16 protein-coding genes are annotated in these 15206 nt (G+C 43.5%); 1 reads left to right on the top strand and 15 read right to left on the bottom strand.

Annotated elements, in window-relative coordinates:
* Positions 1 to 52 precede the first annotated feature (52 nt).
* The 14 genes from L1611_RS14515 to L1611_RS14450 form a co-directional block, all read right to left on the bottom strand.
* Complete coding sequence (locus tag L1611_RS14515) at positions 53 to 913, bottom strand: F0F1 ATP synthase subunit gamma (RefSeq protein ID WP_236314302.1); 861 nt, start codon at positions 911 to 913, stop codon at positions 53 to 55.
* Positions 914 to 995: 82 nt separating this feature from the next.
* Positions 996 to 2504 (bottom strand): F0F1 ATP synthase subunit alpha, encoded by a 1509-nt coding sequence (gene atpA / locus L1611_RS14510; RefSeq protein ID WP_236314300.1) that lies wholly within the window; start codon positions 2502 to 2504, stop codon positions 996 to 998.
* A gap of 25 nt (positions 2505 to 2529) precedes the next feature.
* On the bottom strand, positions 2530 to 3078 hold the full coding sequence (locus L1611_RS14505) for a F0F1 ATP synthase subunit delta (protein ID WP_236314298.1): 549 nt from the start codon (positions 3076 to 3078) through the stop codon (positions 2530 to 2532).
* Positions 3075 to 3590: a F0F1 ATP synthase subunit B gene (gene atpF / locus L1611_RS14500; protein ID WP_236314393.1), complete on the bottom strand. Its 516-nt coding sequence runs from the start codon at positions 3588 to 3590 to the stop codon at positions 3075 to 3077. Before atpF ends, L1611_RS14505 begins: the two co-directional genes overlap by 4 nt.
* 114 nt (positions 3591 to 3704) lie before the next feature.
* On the bottom strand, positions 3705 to 3917 hold the full coding sequence (gene atpE / locus L1611_RS14495; RefSeq protein WP_225064843.1) for a F0F1 ATP synthase subunit C: 213 nt from the start codon (positions 3915 to 3917) through the stop codon (positions 3705 to 3707).
* Between the two features lie 155 nt (positions 3918 to 4072).
* Positions 4073 to 4783 carry a F0F1 ATP synthase subunit A gene (atpB, locus tag L1611_RS14490; RefSeq protein WP_236314391.1) on the bottom strand — a complete coding sequence of 237 codons (711 nt, stop codon included), beginning with the start codon at positions 4781 to 4783 and terminating at the stop codon, positions 4073 to 4075.
* A 25-nt stretch (positions 4784 to 4808) separates the two neighbouring features.
* Complete coding sequence (locus tag L1611_RS14485) at positions 4809 to 5183, bottom strand: ATP synthase subunit I (protein ID WP_236314296.1); 375 nt, start codon at positions 5181 to 5183, stop codon at positions 4809 to 4811.
* Positions 5180 to 5407, bottom strand: coding sequence for an AtpZ/AtpI family protein (locus L1611_RS14480; RefSeq protein WP_236314294.1), 228 nt, complete (start codon positions 5405 to 5407; stop codon positions 5180 to 5182). Before L1611_RS14480 ends, L1611_RS14485 begins: the two co-directional genes overlap by 4 nt.
* A 258-nt stretch (positions 5408 to 5665) precedes the next feature.
* Positions 5666 to 6295, bottom strand: a complete 630-nt coding sequence (gene upp, locus L1611_RS14475) for a uracil phosphoribosyltransferase (RefSeq protein WP_236314292.1) — start codon at positions 6293 to 6295, stop codon at positions 5666 to 5668.
* A gap of 525 nt (positions 6296 to 6820) precedes the next feature.
* Positions 6821 to 8056 (bottom strand): serine hydroxymethyltransferase, encoded by a 1236-nt coding sequence (glyA, locus tag L1611_RS14470; RefSeq protein WP_236314290.1) that lies wholly within the window; start codon positions 8054 to 8056, stop codon positions 6821 to 6823.
* Positions 8057 to 8799: 743 nt separating this feature from the next.
* Positions 8800 to 9372, bottom strand: a complete 573-nt coding sequence (locus tag L1611_RS14465) for a TIGR01440 family protein (RefSeq protein WP_236314288.1) — start codon at positions 9370 to 9372, stop codon at positions 8800 to 8802.
* Between the two features lie 39 nt (positions 9373 to 9411).
* The gene (rpiB, locus tag L1611_RS14460; protein ID WP_236314287.1) at positions 9412 to 9855 is read right to left on the bottom strand and encodes a ribose 5-phosphate isomerase B; all 444 of its coding nucleotides are present in this window, start codon (positions 9853 to 9855) and stop codon (positions 9412 to 9414) included.
* Between the two features lie 113 nt (positions 9856 to 9968).
* Positions 9969 to 10559 carry a low molecular weight protein arginine phosphatase gene (locus tag L1611_RS14455; protein ID WP_236314285.1) on the bottom strand — a complete coding sequence of 197 codons (591 nt, stop codon included), beginning with the start codon at positions 10557 to 10559 and terminating at the stop codon, positions 9969 to 9971.
* A gap of 293 nt (positions 10560 to 10852) precedes the next feature.
* Positions 10853 to 11362: a manganese efflux pump MntP gene (locus L1611_RS14450; protein ID WP_236314389.1), complete on the bottom strand. Its 510-nt coding sequence runs from the start codon at positions 11360 to 11362 to the stop codon at positions 10853 to 10855.
* Positions 11363 to 11625: 263 nt separating this feature from the next.
* Here L1611_RS14450 and L1611_RS14445 point away from each other — a divergent pair, with 263 nt between their 5' ends.
* Positions 11626 to 13863, top strand: coding sequence for a PAS domain-containing sensor histidine kinase (locus L1611_RS14445; RefSeq protein WP_236314283.1), 2238 nt, complete (start codon positions 11626 to 11628; stop codon positions 13861 to 13863).
* Between the two features lie 202 nt (positions 13864 to 14065).
* Here the strand turns inward: L1611_RS14445 and L1611_RS14440 are convergent, their stop codons facing one another.
* The gene (locus L1611_RS14440) at positions 14066 to 15118 is read right to left on the bottom strand and encodes an L-threonylcarbamoyladenylate synthase (protein ID WP_236314387.1); all 1053 of its coding nucleotides are present in this window, start codon (positions 15116 to 15118) and stop codon (positions 14066 to 14068) included.
* Between the last annotated feature and the right edge of the window lie 88 nt (positions 15119 to 15206).

Genomic DNA, 15206 nt, shown 5'->3' with positions numbered 1-15206 from the left:
CTAACGTCCTATTGAGGATGCTTGTATGATTCTGACCTGATGGTCGTAAAGTCTATTCAAGTGCAGCTGCTCCACCAACGATCTCAGTGATTTCTTGCGTGATTGCAGCTTGTCGAGCACGGTTGTAGGACAGTGTGAGACTACCGATAATTTCTTCGGCATTATCTGTCGCACTCTTCATCGCTGTCATACGAGAAGCATGTTCACTAGCTTTTGCATCTAGTAGAGCACCGTAGATCAAGCTTTCTGCATACTGAGGAAGAAGGCCTTCAAGGATTTCTTCTTCAGATGGCTCGTATTCATACGTGCTTGTTGCTTCCTTCTCACCACTGATATCGGTAAGTGGCAATAACTTCTTTTCAGTGAGGTCCTGCTGGATTGCACTCACGAAGTGGTTGTAATACATATACAATTCATCGTAAACTTCGTCAGTGAATTTCTGCACAGCTTGACTAGCAATCGCTTTGATGTCTGCAAACTCCGGTTGGTCGGCAAGACCGACGATGCTGTCTTCCACTGGCATATTACGATTTTTGAAGAAGTTCAAACCGACTTTCCCGACGACGATGACGGTATATTCATCCTTCGAATTGTGACGTTCCTGAATCGTACGGTAAACGTGACGAAGGACGTTACTGTTATATGGACCGGCAAGTCCCCGGTCTGAAGTGATGACAAGGTAACCAGTCTTTTTGACAGACCGTTTCTGAAGCATTGGGTGACGCGAATTCGTACTGCCACTCGCTATGCTGGAGACGACCTCCTGAATCTTGTCCATATATGTTACGAAGGATTTTGCGTTGTTTTCAGCCTGGTTCAATTTTGCAGCTGAAACCATTTCCATTGCCTTCGTGATTTGTTTCGTCTTTTTCGTAGAATTGATTCTCGTTTGAATATCACGTAACGATGCCACTCGTTTCACCACCTTTATTAAAAGGACGAAGATTTGGGTTCCGTCCTATTATGATCCGAAAGAAAACGGGATGTCGCTATGTTTACTCAGATACAACAAATGTTTTCTTGAATTCGTTGATCGCACTCGCCATATCTTCATCTTCAGGAAGATTTCCGGTTTCACGGATTCCAGCAAGCAATTCCTTACGGTTATGGTCCAACCATGTATGGTATTCTTCCTCGAAACGTTGTACATCTTCTACTGGAATATCATCCAAGAAACCTTTTGTTAGCGCATAAAGGCTGGCAACCTGCTTTTCAACAGCAAGTGGCTTGTGCAAACCTTGCTTCAGTACTTCAACCGTACGAGCACCACGGTTCAATTTCGCCTGAGTCGCTTTATCGAGATCCGATCCGAATTGAGCGAATGCCTCAAGCTCACGGTAAGACGCCAAGTCGAGACGAAGTGTACCAGACACTTTCTTCATCGCTTTGATCTGCGCGGATCCACCGACACGGGATACAGAGAGACCTGCGTTTACCGCTGGACGGACACCTGAGAAGAATAGATCTGATTGCAAGAATATCTGTCCATCTGTAATCGAGATAACGTTTGTCGGAATATAAGCTGATACGTCACCTGCTTGAGTTTCGATGAATGGAAGTGCAGTCAATGAACCGCCACCCTTCGCATCACTTAACTTCGCTGCACGCTCGAGTAGACGAGAGTGTAGGTAGAATACGTCTCCCGGGAATGCTTCACGACCTGGAGGACGGCGAAGTAGTAGTGAAAGTTCACGATATGCTGCAGCTTGTTTAGAAAGGTCATCATAAATGACTAGAACGTGCTTCCCGTTGTACATGAAGTCTTCACCCATGGTCACCCCAGCATATGGAGCAAGGTAAAGAAGCGGAGCTGGTTGAGATGCACTCGCTGTTACGACGATCGTGTAATCAAGTGCTCCCTTTTCACGTAGTGTTTCAACTACCCCTGCAACTGTAGATTCTTTTTGTCCGATAGCAACGTAGATACAAATCATATCTTCATCTTTTTGGTTGATGATCGTATCGATTGCGATCGCCGTTTTACCTGTCTGGCGGTCACCGATGATCAATTCACGCTGTCCACGTCCGATCGGAATCAATGAGTCGATCGCTTTGATTCCTGTTTGAAGTGGTTCGTGTACCGATTTACGATCCATGACACCAGGTGCTGGACTTTCGATTGGACGGGTTCTGGATGTTTCGATAGCACCTTTACCGTCAACCGGTTGTCCAAGAGAATTGACGACACGTCCGAGAAGCTCTTCACCTACAGGAACCTCCATGATACGGCCTGTACGCTTGACTTCATCTCCTTCACGGATATCGACATATGGTCCAAGGATGATGATACCGACATTGTTTTCCTCAAGGTTTTGGGCCATACCCATTACACCGTTGGAGAATTCTACGAGCTCACCAGCCATGACATTGTCTAACCCATGGACACGCGCGATACCGTCCCCGACTTGGATGACAGTACCTACATCACTTACTTCTATTTCAGAAGAATAGTTTTCAATTTGTTGTTTGATCAGCGAACTAATTTCTTCCGCTTTTATGCTCATGAATTTCACCCCTATCGTACTCGTCTCACTCGGAGACTAATTGACGTTGAATTCGGTTCAACTTACCACTGACGCTTCCGTCGAAAATACGATTGCCGATCTTGACTTTGATTCCACCGACAAGATCCTGATCAATTACATTTTCAACACGAAGCTCTTTAACGTTAATACGCTCAGCGAACGTTTTGGAAATCGCTTGTTGCTCTTCCTCAGTCAATATGCGCACGGAGTAGACAGTAGCATCTGCAACACCGCGCTCTTCATTTGCCAACTTGATATATTGTTCGACCATATTCGGAATCATCGTCTCACGTTTACGATCGACCATTAATAAAAGTGTATTGTGAACAGCTTCAGAAAGTTGATTGCCAAATAATTTTGACAAAATCGCTTTCTTATCATCACTCGAAATCTTAGGATGGTTCAAGATGGTAAGTAATTGTTTGTTCTCTTGAATGACGCTTTTTACGCTGACAAGCTCTTTTTCAACCTGGTCGAGTGCATTACGCCCCTGTGCTACTTCGAAAAGTGCAGAAGCATAACGCTTCGCTACGACTTCTTTGTCCTTACTCATCGACTTTCGCCTACCTCTTTAAGATAATCGTCTACAAGTTTCTCCTGGGATTTTTCATCCAGCTCCTTGGCGATCACCTTAGACGCGATTTGAACAGACAATGTTGCTACTTCATTACGCAATGTTTGTACAGCTTGTTCTTTTTCGCGTTCGATTTCAGAAAGTGCGGCTTCCTTCATGCGAACAGCTTCTTCACGTGCTGCTTGAAGGATGCTCTCACCTTGCTGTTCACCTTGCTTTTTAGCTGATTCAATAAGTGTTTGTGCTTCTTTACGTGCTTCTTTCAAAGCCTTGGTTTGCTCATTCAGGTAAGCTTGTGCTTCCTTACGGCTTGTTTCAGCTTCATTTATTTCATTTGTAATATGCTCTTCACGCTTTTTCATGATGCCCATCAATGGACCCCAAGCATATTTACGCAGCAAGAATAATAGAACGATAAACGCTAGTAACTGAAATAATATGTCGCCGGCAAAAAAACCACCCGCACCCAAAATTAGACTGTCTGGATTCAAGAATTGCACAGCGGTTCCTCCCTTCATAGGTCATACATAAGGAATGGCGAGGTCCACATAGAACTTCGCCATTATGAAAACTCCATGGTAACGCTACAGAAAAGTTATTGACTATTAACCACCAAGTACGATGAACGCGATAACGACACCGATGATTGGAAGAGCCTCAACTAATGCGATACCGATAAACATTGTCGTTTGAAGAGTTCCGCGTAATTGTGGTTGACGAGCGATCCCTTCAACTGTACGTCCTACGATAAGACCGTTACCTACACCGGCACCAATTGCCGCTAGACCTACTGCAATTGCAGCTGCTATTAGATTCATTTAAATTTCCTCCTTGAGAAATATAGATTAGTTTATAATTTCTTCCCATAAATGGGCTTATTCCTAGTGTTATAGACTTGAATGTTTGTTCAATACATCACTTATGACGCCATGCTATGATACAGTTCGACATCATTCGTTGCAGTTTAAACATCCTAGTGTTCGTCACTGACCTTGTGAGCCATATAAACCATCGTCAACATCGTAAAGATGAAGGCCTGGATCGTTCCGACAAAGACACTGAATCCTTGCCATACGAGCATTGGGACAAATGTCAGGATTCCCGAGAAGATACCTGCTGCTCCTGCTCCGGCCAACAATGCCAGCAATACTTCACCAGCGTAAATGTTTCCGTAAAGACGAAGACCCAGTGTCAACGTGTTTGCGAACTCTTCAATGATCTTTAGCGGGAACATGAATTTCATCGGCTTGAAGAAATCACTGCCGTATGACTTTGCACCTTTTACTTTGATAGCATAGAAGTGCGTCAGCACTACAACCATAATAGCAAGTGTCAACGTGATCGTTGGATCAGCTGTTGGTGATTTCCACCAAAGTTCATGGTCGATTGCGATTGCAAATGGAAGTCCGAGCATGTTGGAGACGAATATGTACATAATAATCGTCAATCCGAGCGTCAGGAAGCGTCCACCTGTTTTCCAGTCCATCGTGCTGTTGATAATCCCTTTTACAAAATCGACGAGCCATTCCATGAAGTTCTGCATTCCGGTCGGCCGCATCTGTAAACTGCGTGAACCAAGTACTGCGATTATAAATACAATTATGGATGCAATTGTAATCATCATTACGTTGGAAGTGTTGAAAGCCAATCCAAATAAGTGAAACGTAGGCGCTTCATGATTCAATTCTTTCACCTCTCTTCCCCAAAATTCATTTAGAAGCAAAATAAAAATCTATCAACATGATAAGGTATATCATGAGTAAACCTACAACTACTGCGATCAAGTTGAAGTGCTCAGGAAAACGAGTGGCGATAAGTACAGCCAGCCCAGCTGTCATCAGCCTTGAAAGAGATCCCATCGTCTTTACCTTTTTCCCTTCGGTCACAGCTTGTCCGACACGATCGATTCTACGATGCATTGACCATACATTGTACATACTTACTGCAATCCCGAGGACAAGCCCAAGGAAGACCTGTTTGTAACTTGTGACGGCCCAGCCTAATACACAGATTGAGAGCAGGTATAGGCAATATTTGATATACCGTCGAAACGCGTTCTCATACGTTGAGAGGTTCTCTGTCATTGTTCCTCTTCTCCAAAATGGCGCTGAATTAACTTGATCATCCCGTATACCCCTGTTGCTAAACCAATGAACAGTCCAACGATCATCAAAAACGGAGCTGTACCAAACCTACGATCCAACCACATTCCACCGAAAATGCCGACAAGTATCGACCCAACCAATTGAGAGAGAATGCCGGACATCAATGCCATCGAGTGGAGAGGTGAACGTTTTCCAGTGCGCATCTTCATCGCACTCCTTTGTAAATGGCTTGGCTTTGAGGTTTCAGATGAATACTTATACTAATAAAGTTTAAGTATAAACTGGAGTAATGAACGAGATTTATAAGTTGCCAGAATGTAGATATATTAGGTATGAAAACCTTATCATACATCCTTTGTAAGAATACTATAGCCACTAGTACATGTCAATTGCGTTACAAGCTAAAATTATGGCAAGATTTGAAAACTTTTTGAACCTTTTTTTACTCGGTAAGAATACAGCTATTTTGTTCCGAACAAACGGTCTCCGGCATCTCCTAAACCTGGGACGATATATCCTTTTTCATTCAAATATTCATCCATAGCCCCCAGGTATATATCGACATCTGGATGAGCTTCTTGAACCATTTTCACTCCTTCAGGGGCTGCAATCAGACACATCAGCTTGATGTTTTGGGCACCGCGTTTTTTTAATGAAGTGATTGCGGCAACAGCAGAACCACCTGTAGCAAGCATCGGATCGATCACGATGAGTTCTCGTTCTTCTACATCGCTTGGAAGCTTTACATAATACTCTACAGGCTGCAGGGTATCAGGATCGCGATACAATCCCACATGCCCTACTTTCGCGGCAGGGATCAGTTTCAGAATTCCGTCAACCATTCCTAAGCCTGCACGGAGGATCGGTACCAAACCGAGCTTTTTCCCTGCAATCGTATATGCCTTCGCTTCAGATACAGGTGTTTTCACAGTTACCTCCTGTAACGGGAGTTCTCTGGTGATTTCAAAAGCCATAAGCGCTGCAACCTCATCGACCAGCTCGCGGAATTCTTTCGTTCCAGTCGATTCATCTCGGATGTACGTGATCTTGTGTTGAATCAGCGGGTGTTCAAGAACGTGTACTTTACTCATTCATCTTCTCTCCTTATAGTTTATGTAAAATCAGAGTTGTCTCAATCCTTTGTCAGCACAACTCTCTTAATTGTTTTTTGCCTCTCGCAAATTGTACAGAAAAAAGGGAACGAGTTCAACACGATTCATCAGGAAAATCGTCCCGGTAGAAAAAACAGTTCCAATTTATCAGAAGACGAACAAGCAGGAGGTAAACCAGAGAGATTGTTGAACTTTCGCCGTTTTGCGGACATTTTGGATGTGATTTCACCCTAGAGGCTTTTATTACATTGAATTCAACTCCTGAATCATCTGAAAAACAATCTCTGAGTATGGAATTGCACGATTTTAAAAATAATTGCACGAATTCTAGTAGTGATTGCACTGTTTTTAAAATAATCACGCGATCAGGTGCATAATTGTACGCTTCCACTGTTTATTGCACCGATCACAGGCTGATTGCTCCAGCCAGTAAACGGGGCATCGGACTCCATAAAAAAAGAGGGTGTCCAGCATGCTGCCGGCACCCACCTATAATAATAAGCTTTATTCATACAATGAATACTTGGAAGAGAGTTTGTTAACACGTTCTTTAGTCGCTGTTTTCGTCTCTTCATCTTCCGGGTTGCTAAGTACTAATGAAATGATGGAAGCAATCTCCCTCATATCATCCGCTGTAAAGCCTCTTGATGTGACGGCTGCTGTACCGATACGAAGACCGCTTGTCACAAATGGACTTTCAGGATCGAAAGGAATCGTATTTTTATTCGTTGTAATCCCGATGTCATCAAGAGCCCTTTCTGCAACCTTCCCTGTCACGTTCATGTTACGGACATCAACGAGCAACAGGTGATTGTCTGTACCGCCTGATACGAGTGATAGTCCTTCTTCTTTCAAAGCCTCACCTAATGCGCGCGCATTATCAATGACTCTTTGTGAATAAGCCTTGAAGTCATCTTTCAATGCTTCCCCGAAAGCGACTGCTTTTGCAGCGATCACATGCATGAGCGGACCACCCTGGATTCCAGGGAAAATCGATTTATCGATTTTCTTTCCAAATTCCTCTTTACATAAGATCATCCCGCCACGAGGTCCGCGCAACGTTTTATGCGTCGTGGTCGTCACGAAGTGTGCATGAGGAACCGGGCTCTGATGATGGCCTGTCGCAACAAGACCAGCAATATGAGCCATATCAACCATCAAGTATGCATCGACTTCATCTGCAATCTCCCTGAATCTTTTAAAGTCGATTTCACGCGGGTAAGCACTCGCGCCAGCTACGATCAACTTCGGTTTATGCTCTTTTGCTAATTCCAGCACTTTATCATACTGGATCGTATGGGTTTCTTCATCGACACCATACTCGACGAAATTGTATTGGGCACCACTGAAGTTTACTGGACTACCATGTGTTAGATGTCCACCATGAGATAGATTCATCCCTAATACTGTGTCACCTTGCTCTAAAATGGTGAAATAAACGGCCATGTTGGCTTGAGCACCAGAATGTGGTTGTACATTGACGTGTTCAGCACCAAATAGCTGCATCGCCCGTTCTCTCGCAAGGTTTTCCACGACATCGACATACTCACAGCCACCATAATAACGACGACCAGGATAACCCTCTGCATATTTGTTAGTAAGAACAGATCCTTGAGCTTCCATTACTGCTTTGCTGACAAAGTTTTCAGATGCAATCAATTCGATTTTATTACGCTGCCGACCTAACTCATCTTGAATCGCATCGAATACGACCGTATCTTGATTCTTAAGTTGATCCATGGTTCCACTCCTTTACTGACCTCTATACTTTTTTCAAAAACAATGATTTCATTTTATCATTATTACTATTGTCTCGTAACGATAAACGGTTTATTTCTTTGAAATTTCATAGGATTGTAAAATAAAAGGGCTTACTTTCTACGTTCGGGTTCAGGGGGATGTCCGTTTGTGGAGATAATTTACAATTTTTGTGAGGGAGATACTGAATTCCATCCTCCTAAATTAAAGAAAAGCGAAAACGCCCTGTTCAGCCACGAAGGTCACTGGAAGTCCGACGAGGAGGCTCTAAAGGTCGGTTTTTCGCGTTGTAAGTGCTTCATAAAGGTCTTATGAGTACCTTAGGATCGGTTTTTCGTGTTGTAAGTGCTCCATCAAGGTCTTATGAGTACCTTAAGATCGGTTTTTCGCGTTGTAAGTGCCTCATAAAGGTCTTATGAGTACCTTAGGATCGTTTTTTTGTGTTGTAAGTGCTCCATCAAGGTCTTATGAGTACCTTAAGATAGGTTTTTCGCGTTGTAAGTGCCTCATAAAGGTCTTATGAACCAAAAAAAGTTCGGTTCTGCGTGGGCAAACACTTCGAACTAAATCAATGTGTCGGCCGCCGCAGGAGGACTGAAGTGATCCTAGTGGTTGGGCGGTGAGCTAGACATTTCTTCACCGCAACCAAAATTCTTATACTTACTTTTCCTTTAAAAAAGGCCGACCACAGCACTTGTTGCAGTCAACCTAATCCTTCGTCGTACCTATTTATATGAGATTTCTTCTTTGGCCGGATAGACTGCCCGCTCTCCGCCAATCAATTTCGGACGGGTTCTGGCTAGGGTCACATGGGCATGGCCGATAGATTTTACAGAAGATCGAACTGGAACTGCAACATGCTTCAGGTGCATTCCAATAAATGTGTCACCGATATCAATCCCTGCGTCAGCTTTAATATGCTCGATGATGACAGGATCTTTCAAATGGTGATAAGCGTAGGTCGGCAACGCACCGCCTGCGGATCGGACCGGAACAACTGTCACAGGCTCATACCCTCGATCTAACGCTGTCTGACGTTCCATCACTAATGCTCGATTCAAATGTTCACAGCATTGGAAAGCAATATTGACATTCGTCCTTTTCTGAAATTCGATGATTCCCTCAAAAAGTTGATGCGCCACATCCATCGTGCCTGACGTTCCTATTGCTTCTCCAACCACTTCGCTCGTACTAGCCCCAACGACCAATAAATGACTTGCAGAAAGCGAGATGGCTTTATCGAGTTCATTCAGGGCTTCTACGAGCCGGGGTTGAATCTGATACAGTGATTCGTCCATTCCAATCTTCCTTTCTTTTTCCCCTCTATGGGTAAAACGTTAAGCCTTTGCTTCTACTTCCATCATTTTATTGACGCGGCGTTGGTGACGGCCACCTTCGAATTCTGTTTCAAGCCAAACTTTAGTGATTTCCTTTGCTAATCCAGGTCCGATGATTCTCTCTCCCATTGCCAGTACGTTTGAATCATTATGAAGCCTAGTAACCTTCGCACTGAACAAATCATGGACAAGTGCACAACGTACACCATCCACTTTATTGGCTGTAATCGACATACCGATTCCCGTACCGCAGATCAAGATGCCTCTATCGACTTCTCCCTTCGCCACCTTCTCGGCTACTGGCACTGCGAAATCCGGATAATCGACCGAATCTTCGCAATCGCACCCTACATCTTCATATTGGATGTTCAAATCATCCATGACTTCTTTTATATCTTCCTTAATTTTGTACCCAGCATGATCACTACCGATTGCCACTTTCATGGTATTAAAATCCTCCAGTGTAAGAATGTTTGTGTTCATTGTAAGACGATGTCAAGAAGGTTTCAACTTCTGTGTTTCCCTTATCTTGTTTATCGCAGGTTTCCACTGCTTTTTCAACTGTATTTTTCAGTCAATTTTTGTACAAGTTCGTCCAATTCCTTGAACGTTTGACAATATGTTTCTTTCGTGCCGCCGAATGGATCGGAGACATCCATAACAGGCATGGACTGTTCCAGTTTTTCAGCTTCCTCGATCAGTCCATTCATTTTAGCGGAAAGGGCTCGCCTGTTTTTATCGCCTTCGTCTACATCATAGATTTCCACTCTCAACTGTTCGATTTTGTCGTATATCCTTTCCAATTTGTCGAGCGTTCCTTTATGATTGGAGACGTGTTCCTTGATCGTATGCACTTTCCCCATTTTATCAGGGAATTGGGAAATGATTACATATTTGTGTTGGGAGGTCATCGTCAAGATCAGGTCAGCCCATTCAGCCAAGTCTTCGGTAAGCGGCTGTGACTTATGATGACATGGGATGCCTTCATCCTTCAAGACCTCGATTGATTGTGCACTTGCCGGGCTTCCGTAAGATGCATATATCCCAGCTGATTGTACCTCAATCTTCCCAGTGGAGTAATGGCGCAACAGCGCTTCTGCCATCGGACTTCGACAGGTGTTTCCAGTACATACGAATAATATATTCATTTAAATGCCTCCTATTGCTAGCTTGGCAATTTTTCACCACGACTATAACTACTATTTATTTTATAGAATGCAGAAAGACGTTTCAATGTTTTGGGCAACAAGGACGTAGTAAGATTTTTCACAACTCATGCCCCCACATGTGGATTCGATGGCTAGTGTCGCGAATTTCACTATCAACAGAATCTGGCCAACGCCTTCCCATGAAAAAACGAGCCCGGTAAGGAACTCGTTTTTTCCTTTGTTTGTTGTCCTGCTCAATTCATCTATTTTTATGATCGAAATCAGAACCTGGATTAAAAAATCAACTTCAACCCGAAGGATAACAAAATACATCCTCCTAACGCCTCGCTGTATGAACCGAACCATTTTTGGGTTTTCCTTCCGATCAAAAGGCCCATCCAAGTCAATCCCATACTAATGATGCCAAACAAAAGAATCGTTACGATCACTTTGGCTCCGAAAATACCGAGACTGAGACCGACCGAAAAACTGTCCAAACTGACACTTAGTGAGAAAAGCCATATACCAAATCCTCTAGGTGTAATGAACGGCCCATCCGTTGAACGTAAAGAGGAGAGGATCATCTGTACACCAAGAGCGATTAACAGCCCACCGCCAATCCAGGTTGCAAGATTACCAAAATGCAGACTGAGCTGCTTACCGATTGACATTCCTAAAAGAGGCATGATCATATGGAAGACCCCAATCAAGAGGCCGATTTTACAAATCTGGCGAAGCCTAAGTTGAATCATACCCATCCCTAACCCCATCGAAAACGCATCCATACCTAAGGCAGCTGCCATGATGATAAGTGTGATCAATTCACCAATGAGTTCAGTGCTCAAGTCGTCCGCCCCCTTTGCCCATACTCCAACGTATGCATGTCTACTTTGGATTAGACATTTCTTCCAATTAAAGGGGAAAATCGAGTTTTGACGGAGGAAATTTGTTATTTATAATGAATTTATTACGAGGTACACCTATTTTCACAAAATTTGTTTTGATTTGCTGGATAATGGAGATTGTTGTAATCACTCTCCTAGTAAATAATGAGCGGAGGATCATCATGTACCCTTTATATCCAAATACCTCTATTTATCAACAAAACAACGGTAATAGTGAGGATTATATCTTAAGGAGAGCGGAGGAATTGGAAACCGAGGATCACATACAGGATAGCATGACGTTCACCGTCGAAAAATCAAAATCTACATACAGGTTTGTCAATTGCCAGGGAAATTTGTTGAGAAAGTTCGGTTGTCAGCAATCTGATATAGAAGGAAAAGATCTTGAAGAATGCCTGCCTACGAACCATACACTTAAAAAGATCCTTTCATCTGTCAGCGCGTGGGAAGGGAAGACCATTACATACGAGGAGCAATGGAATGGCATTCCATTTTTAGGCGCCGTGACGCCCATTTACGGCGAAGAAGGAAAAGTTAAACAACTTCAAGGTTTTTGTGTCGACATTAGCAAGAAAAAGGAAACGGAAAACCAATTGAAGGAAAGGGAATATTACTTTCGTACTCTCTTCAAATATCATCCTGATGGCATTTTTACTTTGAATAAGGAAGGTAAATTTCTTTTTGTCAATCCAGCTGTGCTTTCTATTTGCGGCTATACGGAAAATGAGCTGATCAGCTCCTGTTTTATCCAGTTGTCCGCTCCAGAAGAAAGAGAAAAAGTTAAAGACTTTTTCGATCAAACAAGGGACGGTAAAATCCTCGACTTCGAAACAACCGTTTTTCATAAGGATGGTCACCCTGTGAAAGTCCAGGTCACCAATATCCCAATCATCGTTGACGATGAAGTCCATAGTATCTACGGAATTATTCATGACATCACTCAGCAGAAGAAAAGCGAAAAAGAGCTCCATCTATTGAAAGATCGTTTGGCCTCTATGATCCATCATTCCGCCGATTCGATTGCAATTTTTGATATGGACGACCAATTGGTCAACGCAAACCCGACTTTTGAAAGCTTTTATGGGTGGAAAGCCGGGGAACTGATCGGTAAAAAAGTTCCGTATATACCTGAGGAATACAAGGACGAGTACGGCCAAATTTTAAAAGAAGTCAAAAAAGGCAATAAATTCACTTCTATCGAAACAACAAGGATTACAAAGGATGGGTCTAATTTCTATGCAAGCGTGACACTTTCTCCGTTAGAGGATGAAGAGGGCAATATTATCGGATATTCTGCCATCACAAGGGATATCAACAAGCAAAAAATCGCTCAGGAAGCTTTAAGAAAACAAAATGAACATTACCGGATCATCACGGAACATACGATGGATCTCATCAATGTTTTCCGTCCGAATGGTCAAATCCTGTATTCCTCCCCTTCTCATAAAATGATTCTTGGTTATAATGCGGGGGGGTTCAAGGATATGGAGTGGACGAAAGTCATTCATCCTGAAGATCTGGGGGCTGTCATACAATCGATTGTCAACATGAAGCAGACAAAGGATTCATCCAAAATAGAATTCCGTGTAAAAAATGCGGATGGAAATTGGGTTGTTTTAGAATGTTACGGTACAGTCGTCCTCAATCAAAAGAATGAAGTCGAATCGTTTGTTACGATCTCACGCGATATCACTGAAAGGAAACAGACAGAGGATTTTTTACGGAAATCAGAAAAGTTGGCAGTACTCGGAGAGCTTGCTGCAGGAATCGCACACGAAATCAGGAACCCGCTTACCTCGTTAAAAGGGTTCACTCATTTACTTAAAGCCAATGCTGCTGATGAAAATCTTGAGTACTATGACATCATGCTGTCCGAGCTCGAACGGATCAATACGATTGTCGGGGAATTTATGATGCTTGCCAAACCACAGCCTCGCAATGTTAAACCGAATGATATTTCAAAGATTTTAAAAGAGGCGACATCACTATTGGAGGCTCAGGCAAACCTCTACAATATCCAACTCCTTTTGGATTTCGATTCAGTCTTGATTGTGAACTGTGAAGCAGACCAGATGAAACAAGTCTTCATCAACCTGATGAAAAATGCGATCGAATCGATGGAATCCAGCGGTGGCCTTCTTGTGATCAGAACAATCAGCTATAAGGACTCAGTCACGATTTCATTTATTGATGAAGGGTGTGGAATACCAGAAGAGAAACTATCAAACGTCGGAGAGCCGTTTTATACGACAAAGGAAAAAGGCACAGGGCTTGGCATGATGATTTGCAATAAAATCATCGAGAACCACCACGGTTCCATTTCGATTGAGAGTGAATTGGATAAAGGGACAAAAGTGACGATCACACTACCGCTCAGCTTAAAAGCGGAATCGCCCTGATAACTACGAAGGGCACTGGAAGTCCGGCGAGGAGGCTCGAACCAAACAAAGTTCGGTTCTGCGTGGGTTAAAACTAAATCATTGTGTCGACCGCCGCAGGAGGACTGAAGTGATCCAGATGGTTAGGCGATGGAGTTGATTCATACTTAAATCCGCACATAAATTTCTTTTCAAAAAAAAAACGGGGTTGGCCTATATCAGGTCAGTCCCGTTTTTTATCCTCTGAAATCACACGATTGCCTGCGGCTTTAAGAAGGCGATTCATGAGGGCTTCTCCCATCCCCTCAATCGGATAGATTTCTCCTAATATTACATCCACCGATGTTTCATCGAATGCCCGTAGCTGATGATATAACTTTTGAGCGACCCCTTGAATCTGTATTGCTGAGCCTAGGCTTTTCACTTCATCCGCTCGCAGCTGTCTTGCTAATTCATCGCTGACAAGGACTCCAACCTTTTTTCCTTCTCGTTGATATCCTTCAATTTGGGATTGGAAAAATGCGCTATCTCCTTTAATCAAGTACAATGGGGCTTCGGGTGCGTAATGCGTGTACTTCATACCCGGAGATTTTGGTATTTGTTCGGTTTCCAGCAAGGCTGGATCCCATTTTACATCACTTACGACCGCTTCCAGCTGGGCTTTCGTAATACCACCTGGCCGAAGGATGGTCACAGTTTCCCCTGTCACTTCTACGACCGTTGATTCCAGACCGACACCTGTGGGACCTCCATCAATGATCCCTTTAATCCTGCCGTTCAGATCCTGATACACATGCTCGCCTATGGTTGGACTCGGCTTTCCGGATCGGTTTGCGCTTGGAGCCGCCAAAGGCAGACCACATGCTTCGATCAATCCGAGTGCTACTGGATGATCAGGCATCCTTACGCCGACACTTTCTAAGCCCGCAGTTGTACGTTCAGCAATCAGGTCATTTTTCGGTAAAACGATCGTGAGCGGTCCTGGCCAGAACCGGTCCATCAAACGCTCTTCCGTTTCGTTCCATGAGGATGCAGCTTGCTCCAACTGGCGTTTGTTCGCTATGTGTACAATCAGGGGATTGTCACTCGGGCGGCCTTTGGCTTTAAATATTTTTTCAATAGCCTCATTGGACCATGCATTGGCTGCGAGCCCATATACGGTTTCAGTCGGGAAGGCGATGACCTCTCCTTCTCTTATCCACATTGCTGCTTCTTTGATTGATGGATGTTCTTTAATGTTATCCACATTTTCCACATTCCATTTTGTAGTTATCAACTGTTCCATGTGGGTAAGTACTCCTTTGAACTGTAGATTATATATGGGTTTCCACGATCTATCCACAAGAGTTCGGATTCTGTGGATA

Origin of the sequence: Pseudalkalibacillus salsuginis (assembly GCF_021646685.1) — a bacterium.
In the GTDB taxonomy this organism is placed as follows: domain Bacteria; phylum Bacillota; class Bacilli; order Bacillales; family Fictibacillaceae; genus Pseudalkalibacillus; species Pseudalkalibacillus salsuginis.
This window is presented reverse-complemented; position numbering and strand designations above follow the sequence as displayed.

What these genes read in the sequence shown, in the direction of transcription:
- atpA (WP_236314300.1), bottom strand. Translation starts at nt 2,504, where the DNA reads ATGAGCATAAAAGCGGAAGAAATTAGTTCGCTGATCAAACAACAAATT.
- L1611_RS14505 (WP_236314298.1), bottom strand. Translation starts at nt 3,078, where the DNA reads ATGAGTAAGGACAAAGAAGTCGTAGCGAAGCGTTATGCTTCTGCACTT.
- atpE (WP_225064843.1), bottom strand. Translation starts at nt 3,917, where the DNA reads ATGAATCTAATAGCAGCTGCAATTGCAGTAGGTCTAGCGGCAATTGGT.
- L1611_RS14485 (WP_236314296.1), bottom strand. Translation starts at nt 5,183, where the DNA reads ATGACAGAGAACCTCTCAACGTATGAGAACGCGTTTCGACGGTATATC.
- L1611_RS14480 (WP_236314294.1), bottom strand. Translation starts at nt 5,407, where the DNA reads ATGCGCACTGGAAAACGTTCACCTCTCCACTCGATGGCATTGATGTCC.
- upp (WP_236314292.1), bottom strand. Translation starts at nt 6,295, where the DNA reads ATGAGTAAAGTACACGTTCTTGAACACCCGCTGATTCAACACAAGATC.
- glyA (WP_236314290.1), bottom strand. Translation starts at nt 8,056, where the DNA reads ATGGATCAACTTAAGAATCAAGATACGGTCGTATTCGATGCGATTCAA.
- L1611_RS14465 (WP_236314288.1), bottom strand. Translation starts at nt 9,372, where the DNA reads ATGGACGAATCACTGTATCAGATTCAACCCCGGCTCGTAGAAGCCCTG.
- rpiB (WP_236314287.1), bottom strand. Translation starts at nt 9,855, where the DNA reads ATGAAAGTGGCAATCGGTAGTGATCATGCTGGGTACAAAATTAAGGAA.
- L1611_RS14455 (WP_236314285.1), bottom strand. Translation starts at nt 10,559, where the DNA reads ATGAATATATTATTCGTATGTACTGGAAACACCTGTCGAAGTCCGATG.
- L1611_RS14450 (WP_236314389.1), bottom strand. Translation starts at nt 11,362, where the DNA reads ATGGCAGCTGCCTTAGGTATGGATGCGTTTTCGATGGGGTTAGGGATG.
- L1611_RS14445 (WP_236314283.1), top strand. Translation starts at nt 11,626, where the DNA reads ATGTACCCTTTATATCCAAATACCTCTATTTATCAACAAAACAACGGT.